12 protein-coding genes are annotated in these 12616 nt (G+C 72.3%); 5 read left to right on the forward strand and 7 right to left on the reverse strand.

Features of this window, described 5'->3' with window-relative positions:
- Positions 1-6 precede the first annotated feature (6 nt).
- Genes NON00_RS12415 through NON00_RS12425 form a run of 3 tightly spaced genes read right to left on the reverse strand, consistent with a single transcriptional unit; the run spans position 7 to position 2984 of the window.
- Positions 7-1509, reverse strand: coding sequence for a tripartite tricarboxylate transporter permease (locus NON00_RS12415; RefSeq protein WP_256021336.1), 1503 nt, complete (start codon positions 1507-1509; stop codon positions 7-9).
- Between the two features lie 3 nt (positions 1510-1512).
- Complete coding sequence (locus NON00_RS12420; RefSeq protein ID WP_256021338.1) at positions 1513-2019, reverse strand: tripartite tricarboxylate transporter TctB family protein; 507 nt, start codon at positions 2017-2019, stop codon at positions 1513-1515.
- Complete coding sequence (locus NON00_RS12425) at positions 2019-2984, reverse strand: tripartite tricarboxylate transporter substrate binding protein (protein WP_256021340.1); 966 nt, start codon at positions 2982-2984, stop codon at positions 2019-2021. The genes NON00_RS12420 and NON00_RS12425 overlap by 1 nt, the downstream gene beginning before the upstream one ends.
- 149 nt (positions 2985-3133) lie before the next feature.
- Here NON00_RS12425 and NON00_RS12430 point away from each other — a divergent pair, with 149 nt between their 5' ends.
- Entirely contained in the window at positions 3134-4801 is a 1668-nt protein-coding gene (locus tag NON00_RS12430) for a hypothetical protein (protein ID WP_256021342.1), read from the forward strand.
- A complete protein-coding gene (locus NON00_RS12435; protein WP_256021344.1) occupies positions 4798-5718 on the forward strand; it encodes a hypothetical protein in 921 nt (306 codons plus the stop codon). The genes NON00_RS12430 and NON00_RS12435 overlap by 4 nt, the downstream gene beginning before the upstream one ends.
- Before the next feature lie 273 nt (positions 5719-5991).
- Here the strand turns inward: NON00_RS12435 and NON00_RS12440 are convergent, their stop codons facing one another.
- Positions 5992-7218 carry a UbiH/UbiF/VisC/COQ6 family ubiquinone biosynthesis hydroxylase gene (locus tag NON00_RS12440; RefSeq protein ID WP_256021359.1) on the reverse strand — a complete coding sequence of 409 codons (1227 nt, stop codon included), beginning with the start codon at positions 7216-7218 and terminating at the stop codon, positions 5992-5994.
- A gap of 179 nt (positions 7219-7397) precedes the next feature.
- Here NON00_RS12440 and NON00_RS12445 point away from each other — a divergent pair, with 179 nt between their 5' ends.
- Positions 7398-7736 (forward strand): P-II family nitrogen regulator, encoded by a 339-nt coding sequence (locus NON00_RS12445; RefSeq protein WP_076959675.1) that lies wholly within the window; start codon positions 7398-7400, stop codon positions 7734-7736.
- Between the two features lie 41 nt (positions 7737-7777).
- Positions 7778-9109: an ammonium transporter gene (locus NON00_RS12450; RefSeq protein WP_305123324.1), complete on the forward strand. Its 1332-nt coding sequence runs from the start codon at positions 7778-7780 to the stop codon at positions 9107-9109.
- 222 nt (positions 9110-9331) lie between these two features.
- On the opposite strand, the gene NON00_RS12455 is transcribed toward NON00_RS12450, so the two are convergent.
- The 3 genes from NON00_RS12455 to NON00_RS12465 form a co-directional block, all read right to left on the reverse strand.
- Positions 9332-10345, reverse strand: coding sequence for a helix-turn-helix domain-containing GNAT family N-acetyltransferase (locus NON00_RS12455; RefSeq protein WP_305123321.1), 1014 nt, complete (start codon positions 10343-10345; stop codon positions 9332-9334).
- Positions 10346-10423: 78 nt separating this feature from the next.
- A complete protein-coding gene (locus tag NON00_RS12460) occupies positions 10424-10873 on the reverse strand; it encodes a hypothetical protein (RefSeq protein ID WP_256021349.1) in 450 nt (149 codons plus the stop codon).
- 138 nt (positions 10874-11011) lie between these two features.
- Positions 11012-11470: a DUF2244 domain-containing protein gene (locus NON00_RS12465; protein ID WP_256021351.1), complete on the reverse strand. Its 459-nt coding sequence runs from the start codon at positions 11468-11470 to the stop codon at positions 11012-11014.
- A gap of 387 nt (positions 11471-11857) precedes the next feature.
- Here NON00_RS12465 and nth point away from each other — a divergent pair, with 387 nt between their 5' ends.
- Positions 11858-12514 (forward strand): endonuclease III, encoded by a 657-nt coding sequence (gene nth / locus NON00_RS12470; protein WP_256021366.1) that lies wholly within the window; start codon positions 11858-11860, stop codon positions 12512-12514.
- Positions 12515-12616 lie beyond the last annotated feature (102 nt).

Here is a 12616-nt window from a genome sequence, read left to right on the forward strand (position 1 = left end):
CCACCATCAGTTGGCCACTGCGGCGCGGCGCTGCGACAGCACGGCCCAGAGGCGCGGGCCAACCAGGGCCACCAGCGCGATCAGCAGGATCGCCAGGGAGACGGGGCGGGTCAGGAACGTCGTCCAGTCGCCCTGGCTGATGGTCAGCGCCTGGCGCAGCGCCTGCTCCGCCATCGGGCCGAGGATCATGCCGATCACCACCGGCGCCGTCGGGAAGTCGAAGCGGCGCATGAACATCGCCAGGATGCCGATGCCGTAGAGCAGCATCAGGTCCACCACGCTGTTGCTGATGCCATAGGTGCCGATGGTGGCGAAGACCAGGATGCCCGCATAGAGCTGCGGCGTCGGGATCTTCAGGATGCGCGCCCAGAGGCCCACCAGCGGCAGGTTCAGCACCACCAGCATGATGTTGGCGACATAGAGCGAGGCGATCAGCGTCCACACCAGCTCCGCCTGGCTGGTGAACAGCATCGGCCCCGGCTGGATGCCATAGGACTGGAAGGCGGAGAGCATGATGGCCGCCGTGGCCGAGGTCGGCAGGCCGAGGGTGAGCATCGGCACCAGGATGCCGGCGGCGGCGGCGTTGTTGGCCGCCTCCGGCCCGGCGACGCCCTCGATGGCACCCGTCGTGCCGAATTCCTCCGGCTTCTTCGACAGCTTGCGCTCGGCATAGTAGCTCAGCATCGTCGGCATCTCGGTGCCGCCGGCGGGCATGACGCCGAAGGGAAAGCCGAGCAGCGCCCCGCGGAACCACGGGCCGACGCTGCGCTTCCAGTCCTCCTTCGTCATCATGAGTTTGCCGACCTCGCGCACCTCCTGCTTGCCCTCGACATGGCGCCAGGCGAGATAGAGCGTCTCGCCCACGGCGAAGAGGGCGACGGCCACCAGCACGACGTCGATGCCGTCGAGCAGCTCAGGGATGCCGAAGGTGAGGCGCGGCTGGCCGGTTTGCAGGTCCACCCCCACCAGGCCGATCAGCAGCCCGAGGCCGAGCGAGGTGAGCCCGCGCAGCGCCGAGCCGCCGAGCACGGCGGAGACGGTGACGAAGCACAGCACCATCAGCGCGAAATACTCCGCCGGGCCGAGCTTCAGCGCCAGTTCGACGACGACGGGGCCGAGGAAGGAAATGCCCAGCGTGCCGATGGTGCCGGCGACGAAGCTGCCGATGGCGGCGGTGAACAGCGCCGGGCCGGCGCGGCCGTTCTTCGCCATCTTCGCGCCTTCCAGCGCGGTGATGATGGAGCCCGACTCACCCGGCGTGTTGAGCAGGATCGAGGTGGTGGAGCCACCATACATGGCGCCATAGAAGACGCCGCAGAACAGGATGAAGGCGCCCGTCGCGCTGACCTTGAAGGTGATCGGCAGCAGCAGCGCGATGGTCAGCGCCGGGCCGATGCCCGGCAGCACGCCGATCGCCGTGCCGAGGAAGCAGCCAAGCAGCGCCCAGCCGAGATTGGTCAGCGACAGCGCGTTGCCGAAGCCGAAGGCGAGGCCGGAAAACACATCCATCGCTCAGAGGATTCCTTCCAGGATGCCGGCGCCGATATTGACGCCCAGCAGCTTGTCGAAGGCGAGATAGGCGCCGAGGGTGACGGCCACGCCGATGCCGAGATCGCGCAGCGGGTGGCGGCTGCCGAAGGCGGCGGCCACCAGCACGAACTGCGCCGTGGCGGCGAAGACGAAGCCCAGGCTGTCGATCAGCACGAGATTGGCCAGCAGCCCCACCCCGAGCAGGCCGAGCGCCCGCCAGTTGACGGGCGGCGCCTCCTGCACCTCCTCCAGGTCGCGCGACCAGCCGCCGCGCAGGGCGGCGGCGGTCAGCCCGCCGCCCACCGCCACCACCAGCATGCCCACCAGGTAGGGCACGAATTTCGGCCCCACCTGCGCATAGATCGGCGTGACCGGGATGGCCCAGGCCTGCCACAGGCAGAGCAGGCCCAGCACCAGCACGAAAAGCCCGACGAACAGATCCGGCACCGCCTCGGGCGTCAGGCGCCCGGTATCCCCGCGCCCCGCCATCAGATGAGGCCGACCTCGCGCAGCACCTCGGCCGTCGCGGCCTCGTCGCGCTTGAGGAATTCGGCGAAGGCATCGCCGGAGAGGAAGGCGTCTTCCCAGCCCTGGCGCTCCACCAGCTCCTTCCAGGCCGGGGTGGCGTGCAGCTCGGTGACGAAGCGCAGCAGCTCGGCGCGCGTCTCGGGCTTGATGCCCGGCGGGCCGAAAATGCCGCGCCAGTTGCCCAGCACCACATCGACGCCGCTTTCCTTCAGCGTCGGCACATCCGGCAGGCTGCGCGTCTCGCCCGAGGTGGCGAGGGCGCGCATCCGCCCGGCCTTGATCTGCTCGGCGAATTCCGAGACGCCGGAGATGCCGGCCTTGACCTGCGCGCCCAGGATGGCGGCCTGGGCCGGCCCGCCACCGGGGAAGGCGACATAGGAGCCATCCTTGGCCGAGCGGCCCTGCGACTTCAGCAGCAGGCCGAGCAGGATGTGGTCCATGCCGCCGGCGCTGCCGCCCGCCACCGAGGTGGCGCCGGGATTGGCCTTCAGCGCCTCCAGGAAGTCCTTCAGCGTCTTGATGTCGCTGCTGGCGGGGACGACGATGATGCCGGGCTCCGTTGTCATGCGCGCGATGGGGGTGACATCCTTCAGCCCCACCGCCGATTTGTTGGCGAGCACCGAGCCCACCATGACGGCGCCGCCGATCATGATGCTGCCCTCGCGCCCGCGGCGCTGGGAGATGAAGCGCGGCAGCCCGACCGTGCCACCGGCGCCACCGACATTCTCGAACTGGAAGGTGCCGACCATGCCGGCCTGGCGGGCCACCTGCTCGATGGCGCGGCCGAGGCCGTCCCACCCGCCCCCCGGCCCGGCGGGGACGAAGACATGCAGCGAGGCGAAGCGCTGCTGCGCGCGCAGGGCGCCGGGCAGCAGCGGCATGGCCAGGCCGGCGGCGGCGGCGGTCAGCAAGGTGCGGCGCAACATGGTTAAATTCCTCCGGTTTGGTTAAGTTGATGCAGGGTGTGCGATATCCGCGCCACGGCAAAGCGCAAATTGCACCGCCCGCGCGGCCCCCGCTTGCGCCGCAGCAGGCGCGCTTTCATGCTGCGGCCATTGGCGGGAGAATGGTCTGAATGCGTGTTCGCGTGGGGGTGGTGCTGGCCCTGCTCCTGGCCCCGTGGCCGGGTCGCCAGCCGGTGCCGCCGGGGGTTTCCGGGGGGTTGGCCCTGGGCTCCCCGATGGGTGTCTCCGGTGTGAGCGGGCCGTATGCCGCGGCAGATTCGCCCGCCTTCTCCCCCAGGCCCGCGCGCGGCATTTTTTTCCAGGACATTCTTTCCCCGGGCATTTTCTCCCTCGGCGGCGGGGCCGCCTGGGCGGCCGAGCCGCGCCCCGCCCAGCGCCCTCAGGAGCGCGCCGCCCCGCGCGAGCAGGAGCGCGAGGCCCTCATTGTCAACGAGCTCGGCCTCGGCCTGCGCGAGCTCTACATCACCCCCGCCGGCAGCGTGGAGCCGGGGCCGGACCGGCTGGGGCAGGATTCGCTGCCCACCGGCGCCTCGCTGCGCGTGCCGCTCGGGCGGCAGCGGCTCTGCCTCTTCGATGTGCGCGGCGTACTGGCCGATGGCAGCAGTGAGGAGAAGCGCGGCGTCGATCTGTGCCGTTCCGCCCGCGTCGTCCTGGGCGACCCCAGCGCGCCGCTGCGCGAGGCGGTGGTGGTGAACGACACCGACCTGATGATGCGCGAGCTCTACGCCATGCCGAGTGGCGCCGGGCGGGGGCCGGACCGCCTCGGCGCCGATACCGTGGCGCCGGAGGAGAATTTCACCCTCCGCCTCGGCCGCACGCGCGAATGCGTCTTCGACCTCACCGCCGTCTTCGAGGATGATTCGACGGAGGAGCGCCGCCGCGTCGATCTCTGCCGGCGCAACCGCGTGGTCTTCGGCGACCCCTCCCTGCCCTGGCGGGAGGCGCGCATCGTCAACGCCACGCAGCACGGGCTGCGCAACCTCCATGCCGTGCCGGATGGCGCCACCCCGCGCGACGCGGATAACCGCTGGGGGCCGGACCGCCTGGGCGCCACGGTGGTCGAGGCCGGCAACAGCTTCCGCCTGCGCATCCGCAGCCGCGCCTGCCAGGTGGATCTGCGCGTCGTCTATGACGACGACACGGCGGAGGAGAAGCAGGACGCCGATCTCTGCGCCGGCAAGGACATCACCTTCGACGGCAGCGGCATCCCGCGCCCGCCGGAGCGCGCCTTCACCGTGGTGAACCGCCACGGCGCCCCGGTGCAGGAGCTCTACGCCTCCGGCATCGATGACAGCGACTGGGGCGATGACCGCCTGCCAGGCGGCCCGCTGGAGCGCGGCGGCCGCAGCGAGGTGGTGCTGCGCGCCAGCTGCGAGATCGACCTGCGCATCGTCTTCGCCAATGGCGGGGCGGAGGAGCGGCGCGGCCTCAATATCTGCGACAACGGGCTGATCGTGCTGCGCCCGGGCTGGACCCTGGCGGAGCGGCTGGACCAGGGCGCCGGCCCGATCGAGCAGGGCCCGCCGCGCGAGGGCAGCGTGCGCTTCCGCAATGCCGGCCCGGCGCCGGTGGTGGAACTCTATGTCGATGCCCCCGGCGCGCCGCGCGGGCCGGACCGCCTGGGCAGCACCGTGCTCGGCCGCGGCGAGACGCTGGACTTCCAGCCGCCCGAGGGCGTCGGCTGCACCGGCCATCTGCGCGCCGTCTTCCGCAACGGCCTGGAACTCGACCGGCCCGACTTCCCGCTCTGCTCGGGCAACGAGGTGACGCTGCCATGACACGATGCATCGCGGGGCGGCTGGCCTTCCTCACCCTGGGCGCGGCCCTCGCCCTCGCCACCCCTGCACCCGCCCAGGCGCCGGCTCAGCCGCAAGCCCAGGCGCCGGCTCAGACCCCCGCACCACTGCCCGCGCTGCTGCCGGTGCCGGCGGCGCTGCGGGGGGCCTGGTTCGCCGGGGAATGCGCCGCGCCGCGCGCCATGCTGCAGGTGACGGCCCGCGCCGTCGCCCGCCTGCCCGCCGATGGCCCGGCGCGGCTGATCCGCTTCGGCGAGACGCGGCGGCAGGAGGCATGGCATATCGGCACCGGCCGTGGCGCCGAGGCCCCGCGCATCCTGCTGCGCGGCGACGCCCAGGCGCTGGACACCGCCGAGCCGGACGCGAAGCTGCGCGATGACCGCCTGCCCGGCAATACGCCGCTGCAATCCTGGCACCGCTGCGCCGCCCCGCCCGCCAGCTTCGCCGCGCTGCATGGCGAGGGCCTGGCCTTCCTCGGCACGCTGGAGGTGCTGGAGGCAGCTTGCGGCGGCCCCGCCGCCACCCCCGCCCAATGCGCCGGCGCCGTGGTGGCGGAAGGCGATGTCTCGGGCGATGGCAAGCTCTCGGCGGCGGAAATCGCGCGGATGGTGCGCGGCATGACCTGGGTGCTCGCCGCCTCGGAAGACGCGGCGCCAGAAGGGGTGCTGGCCGCCGGTGGCGGCGGGCTGCTGGCCGGTGTCGCCCTTGGCCGGCTGGCGGTCGAGAGCCTGGATTATGACGGGGATGGCAAGCTCTCCGCCGCCGAACTCGGCCAGGATCGCGGCGCCTTCACCCGCGCCCTGGGCAGCGAGGCGGGGCGCCCCCTGCGGCTGGAAGGCGTCCAGGAGGGCGTCACCCTCCTGCGCAGCCTGATGGATGGCATGCTGCTCGGGCAGTGATCCGCCGCTTTGGCTCTGTCCCCTGGGGAGGCTCCGCCTCCCCAAACTCAAATATTGTTCTCTGGGGAGGCTCCGCCTCCCCAAACTCAAATACTTTCCTCTGGGGAGGCTCCGCCTCCCCAGACCCCTCCGCCGGGGGGACAGGGTCCCCCCGGACCCCGCCATCCGTTGGCGCCAGCCAATGGGTTTCCAAAGGCCTCAGGCCTTTGGTAGGGAGAGTTTGAGAGGGGCAAAGCCCCTCTCAAAGCCCCGCATGGCCTGGCCGAACGGTCCTCAGGAACGCAGCCCCTGCCCTGCGAATCCCATGGCCCTGCGGGCGAAAGCGGCCTTCAGGCGCGGCATGCGGTCCACCGCGGCCATGCCCAGGCGGCGGGCCAGCCGCAGCGGCGGCAGGGAATTGCCGAAGAGCCGCTCCAGCGCATGGGTGGCGCCCAGCATCAGCAGCGCATCCGGCCGCCGCGCCGCCTGGTAGCGGGCGAGGAGTTCCGGGCTGCCCGGATCCTCCTCCCCCCGCAGCAGCAGCGCGGCCAGCGCCGCCGCGTCCCGGAAGCCCAGATTCAGCCCCTGCCCGGCAATCGGGTGGATGCCATGCGCCGCATCCCCCACCAGCGCCAGCCGGGTATCGGTGTAGCGCATCGCGTGCATCGCGGTCAGCGGGTAGGACCAGCGGCGGCCGATCGGCGTCACCTTGCCCAGGTGGTTGCCCATGCGGCGCTGGATCTCACGGCCATATTCGGCATCCGGCAGGGCCAGCGCCCGCTCGGCGATGGCCCGCTTCTCGGACCAGACGATGGCCGAGGCGTTCGGGTGCTCCGGCGTCGGCGCCAGCGGCAGCTGCGCGAAGGGGCCATTGGGCAGGAACTGCTCCAGCGCCATGCCCTCATGCGGCGCTTCATGCGCGATGGCGCCGACAATGCCGAGCTGCCCGTAATCATACCCCGCCGTGCCGATGCCGGCCTGCTGCCGCAGCGGGCTGCGCCGCCCCTCCGCCGCCACCACCAGCCGGGCGCGCACCACCTCCCCGGTGGAAAGCCGCACCGTGGCGCCCTCCGGCGTGCGGGTGACCTCGGCGCGGGCGGGGGCGCGCACCACCAGATGCGCCAGCTCCCGCATCCGCGCGTTCAGCGCCACGCGCAGCGCCCGCGCCTCCACCATCCAGCCGAAGGGGCCAGCCGAGGGCGCCTCCGCCTCCGCCGCGTCGAAATGCAGCATCAGCGGGCTTGGCGCCTCGCCCGGCAGGCCATCGGCGCAGCGGATGCGCAGGATCGGCCCCGGCGCCCAGGGCAGGTGCTGCCACACCCCCGCCGCCTCCAGCAGGTCGCGGCTGGCGCGGGCGATGGCATAGGCGCGCCCGTCGAATTCGGGCAGTTCCATGGGCGGCAGCGGGGCGCTGTCCACCACCGCGGTGGGCAGCCCGCCGGCGGCCAGGGCGGTGGCGAGGCTCGCCCCCACCGGGCCGGCGCCGATGATGCACACCGCCACGTCGATCGTCTGGGTCATGCCGCCCATTGTGGGGGCGCTGCCGCCATGCCGGAAGAGGCGCGCGGAGCTTGGGCGGTCCATGCCACTTTTTTAGGCAGAACCAAAAACCGGAACGTTGCGCCATAGGGGGTCACGCTCTGGCACGGCGCTCGCATCAGCTTTGCAGCGACGCGGAAGAATAGAGGGGATCGCAGCGCATGAAGCTGGTGATGGCCGTCATCAAGCCTTTCAAGCTGGACGAGGTGCGCGAGGCGCTCACCCCGCTCGGCGTCCAGGGGCTGACCGTGACCGAGGTGAAGGGGTTTGGCCGCCAGAAGGGCCAGACCGAGATCTACCGCGGGGCGGAGTACCACGTCTCCTTCCTGCCGAAGCTGAAGATCGAGGTCGCGGTTCCCGCTGACCTGGTCGATGCCGTGGTCGAGGCGATCGCCTCCACCGCCCGCACCGGCAAGATCGGCGACGGCAAGATCTTCGTGCTGGATGTGGAGCGCGCCCTGCGCATCCGCACCGGCGAGACGGACGCCTCGGCGCTGTGACGCCGCTCCCCGCCAACCAGAAGACGATGGAACCGAGGACTATGCGAATCCTGGCGCGCGGCGCGGCTGCGCTGCTCCCCACCCTGCTGCTGGCGGTCCCCGCCTTCGCGCAGGAGGAAGCCAAGGTCGACGCGGGCGATACCGCGTGGATGCTGACCAGCACCGCCCTGGTGCTGATGATGACGATCCCCGGTCTGGCGCTGTTCTATGCGGGCATGGTCCGCAAGAAGAACGTGCTGGCCACGATGATGCAGTCCTTCTTCATCACCGCGACCGCCACGGTGGTGTGGATGGTGGCGGGCTACAGCCTCGCCTTCGGTGAGGGTGGCGCCTATATCGGCGACCTCTCCAAGCTGTTCCTCTCCGGCCTCGCCGAGAACTGGGACAAGCCCTTCACCCTGGGCAGCGGCGACGGCGCGGTGGCCTTCACCATCCCCGAGACCGTCTTCCTGATGTTCCAGATGACCTTCGCCATCATCACCCCGGCGCTGGCGACGGGCGCGGTGGCGGACCGCATGAAGTTCAGCGCCCTGGTGCTGTTCACCATCCTGTGGTCGCTGCTGATCTACAGCCCGGTCGCCCACTGGGTGTGGCACCCGAATGGCTGGCTCTTCGCCCTCGGCGCGCTCGACTTCGCCGGCGGCACGGTCGTGCACATCAATGCCGGTATCGCCGGCCTGGTGGCCGCCATCGTGCTGGGCAAGCGCCATGGCCTCGGCACCGAGAACATGTCCCCCTTCAACCTGGGCCTCGCCGTGATCGGCGCCTCCCTGCTGTGGGTGGGCTGGTTCGGCTTCAACGCGGGCTCCGCCGGCGCCGCCGGTGGCCGCGCGGGCATGGCCATGCTGGTGACGCAGATCGCCGCCGGCGCCGCCGCCATGGCCTGGGTCTTCGCCGAGTGGATGACCAAGGGCAAGCCCTCCGTCCTCGGCGCCATCTCCGGCGCGGTGGCGGGCCTCGTCGCCATCACCCCGGCCGCCGGCTTCGTGCTGCCGGTGCCGGCGCTGATCATCGGCGTCGTCGCGGGCCTCGCCGGCTTCTGGGGCGCCACCGCCCTCAAGCACTGGTGCGGCTATGACGACAGCCTCGACGCCTTCGGCGTGCATGGCGTCTGCGGCATCGTCGGCGCCCTGCTGACCGGCGTCTTCGCCTATGGCCCGCTCTCGGCCACCCCGGCCCTGCCGGACGGCACCGCCGGCTCCTTCGACCAGTTCCTGCTGCAGGTCTATGCCGTCGTCGCCACCGCCGTCTTCACCGCGATCGGCACCTTCATCATCCTCAAGGTGGTGGACCTGATCGTCGGCCTCCGCGTCACCGAGGAAGAAGAGCGCGAGGGCCTCGACGTCTCCCTGCACGGCGAGCGCATCGGCTGAACTGATCCCCGCGCCCCGTCACCCCGGGGCGCCCCATCTCCCGAAAACGCCGGGCCCCATGCCCGGCGTTTTTTTCCAGCTGCCGGTTTTTTTCCAGCTGCCGGTCAGGGCCGGGACGGGAGGGGCTGTACTCGGCCCCTCCGCTCCGGCCCAGGGTGACGCCAGGGGGAAGGGCCTGGGGGGGGGCGCCAGGGGCCTGCAGGCAGCGCCCCGGCGAAACCGTCACGCCGCTGACGTGCCGCGTCCCGCCTCCCCACCCGACGGCGGCAGCCCGAAAGAAAACCGGGAAAAGAATTGTTCGGGGATGGGGGGGCCCCAGGTGGTGGCGGGGTATTCGGAGAGGAGGGTGAAGCCCTGCGCCTCGTAGAGGTGGCGGGCGGCGTCGAGGCCCCGGAAGGTCCAGAGGCGGGTTTCACGGAAGCCGGCGGCGTCGCAGAAGGCCAGGGCCGAGGCCAGCAGGCGGCGGCCCACCCCCGCGCCGCGCAGGCCGGGCGCCAGGATGAACCAGCGCAGATGCGCGAGATTCTCGCCCAGATCCTCGCCATCGATGGCGATGCCGCCCACCACCTCGCCCTGCCGCAGCGCGGCCCAGACCTGATTGCGGCCCAGGCCGCCATCCTGCCCGCCGCCACCCTGCCCGAGGCGCGGGACGAACTCGGCCATGCCTGCGGCCACGCGCGCCTCAAAGGCCGCGCCAAAGCCGGCGGTGGCGGCATAATGCCGCGCCTGAAGCTCCAGCAGCCGCCCGAACAGGCCCGGACGATAGCCGGGGACGATCTCCACCGGCACAGGCTCCGGCACCGGCTCCGGCGCCGCCGCCAGAGCCTCCGCATAGGCGGCAAGGCCGCGATGCAGCCGGGCCGCCTCCCCCTCGGGCAGGCGGGCGAGGGCGGCGGCCACCTGGGCACGGCCGAAGGCATGGATCTCGGCCAGCAGGGCCTCCCCCGCCGCGGTCAGGAAGAGCGGGCGGCGCCGGGCATCGGCGCCATCCACCACCCCGGCCACCAGCCCGGCCTGCGCCAGCTTGCGCAGCATCCGGCTGACGCTGGATTTCTCCAGCCGCAGCCGCGCGCCCAGCACCGAGGCCACCAGCCCCGGCGCCGCGCCCAGTTCGATCAGCGCATGCACCGCCGAGGGCGGCAGCGCCGTGCCCGCCAGGGTGGGGCGCAGGAAACCCAGCTCCCGCACCAGATGGCGCGAGGCCTCGCGGATGGGTTCGATCAGGCTGTCCGTCATGGTATCCTCCGCAGGAAGTTGTACGATACAACTTCCTGCGGCGCGATGAAGGACTGAGCGCAGCCCGGCCTCAGCGCATCAGCGCAGCCGGCGCTGGTTGCCCGTGACGGTGCGGTGCACCGGGGCCAGCGCGGCGCCGGTCATGGCCAGGGCCGCGTCGCCCAGGGCCAGGGCCAGGCGGCCGCTCCGCAGCGTGGCGCCGCCGCCCCACCCGGCCAGGGCCCCCGCCCAGCCGAACGGCCCCGGCCGCGTCGCGGCCCGCAGCCAGAGGCGATGCCCGGCCTCCATCTCGGCCAGGCCATGCTCCAGCAGCAGGCGGCTCAGCCGTGCCCCGCCCTCCGCCAGGGCGGCGCCGCCGGCGGAGAAAGCCAGGGCCTTTTCCGGCCCCATCCGTGCCATCTCCAGGCCGGTGGCCCAGGGGCCGCGCCGCTGCGCGGCCACCAGGGAGAGGCGGGCCTGCACCACGGCGGGCGCGGCGGCAGCGATACGGCCAAAGGTCAGGGCATGGGGGGTGTAGCGGGACGGCATGGGCAAAATCTCCGGGGATATCCAGGAGAACGTTGCAGGGCCGCGATAGTTTTGCGGCCCGGAAAGGGGCGCGCTCTCCAGGGCTGGGCGGCGGGGCGGCACGGCCGCGCCTTTTCCCCCTGCTCCACCGCGCGCCGCTTATTCCGCCAGCTGGGGGTTCTCGAAGACGGGTTCGCGGTAGGCGCGCAGCACATCCCGCAGGGTCCGCGCCAGGTCCTGCTGCTCCTCGGGGGAGAGGAAGCGGCCCACGGGGACGCGGCGGCGGCGCTGCACCAGGGCCAGGCCGTGGCGCTCATCCCATTCCACCCGCGTCCAGTAAGGATCGAGGCGGGCTTCCTCGCGGCGGCCCAGGCCATCGACACGGCGCACCATCAGCCTGTCCGGGTGCAGGGCGATCACCTCCCGCGCGCGGCCGGACCAGCGGTGATGCAGCAGCATCAGCACCAGCGCCCCCACCACCTCGATGCCGAGGAAAGGCAGCACCGGCCAGGCGCCCATCAGCGCGAAGACCACCCCGCCCGCCCCCGCCCAGCCCAGGCCGAGAATCGCCACCAGCAGGAAGCCGCGCGCATGCAGGCTGCGGTGAGGGGTGCTCACCGCTTCAAAAAGGATGACGGGTTCGGGGCTTGCTGCCATCAGCATCTAACATAGGCTTTGACGCTCCGCCGCGAAGAGGGCGGTGTGTCATGAGACTTAGGTGAACCCCGCATGAAGCGCCCCGCCCGCGCGACGCTCCCCCCCGAGGCCGGGGCTCCGCCGCCCCGCCAGCCCGAGGCCCCCGCGCCAGAGGCGCCCAAGGCCACCGCGCCAGAGGCGCCCAAGGCCACCATGCCAGAGGCGCCAAAAGCCACCACGCCAAAGACGCCGAGGGCCACCGCGCCGAGGGCGCCCAAGACCCCCACGGCCGGGGCCCCCAAGGCCAGGCCGGCCCGGCCCAAGGCCCCGCTGCACGGCACCGCCGAGGCCCCCCGCCGCGCCCGCCGCATGGCCGCGCCGCAGGCGGAAGCCTTCATCCGCGCCCTGGCCGCCTCCAACCCCGCGCCGGAGACGGAGCTGCACTATAGCTCGCCCTATACGCTGCTGGTGGCGGTGGCGCTGTCGGCCCAGGCCACCGATGTCTCGGTGAACAAGGCCACGGCCACGCTCTTCCCGGCGGCGAGCACGCCGGAGGCCATGGTGGCCCTGGGCGAGGAGGGGGTGGGCCAGCACATCCGCAGCATCGGCCTGTGGAAGACCAAGGCGAAGAATGTCGTGGCGCTCTCCCGCCTGCTGATCGAGCGGCATGGCGGCGCGGTGCCGGCCGACCGCGCCGCGCTGGAGGCCCTGCCCGGCGTCGGCCGCAAGACGGCGAATGTCGTGCTGAACGTCGCCTTCGGCGAGGAGGCGATGGCGGTGGACACGCACATCTTCCGCCTGGGCAACCGCACCGGCCTGGCCCCCGGCAAGACCCCCCGCGCCGTGGAGGATGAGCTGATGAAGCGCATCCCCCCCGACCTGCTGCGGGACGCGCATCACTGGCTGATCCTGCATGGCCGCTACATCTGCAAGGCGCGGCTGCCCGAATGCTGGCACTGCGTCGCCACCGCCCACTGCAACTACAAAGACAAAGTTTCTTTCAGGCTGCCGCCGTCGCGTTCCTAGGCGGGACACGGCACGGAGGGCGTATCCCGGCGGGGGGGGGGGGGGGGGGGGGGGGGGGGGGGGGGGGGGGGGGGGGGGGGGGGGGGGGGGGGGGGGGGGGGG

Source organism: Roseomonas sp. GC11, from assembly GCF_024437745.1.
GTDB lineage: Bacteria > Pseudomonadota > Alphaproteobacteria > Acetobacterales > Acetobacteraceae > Pseudoroseomonas.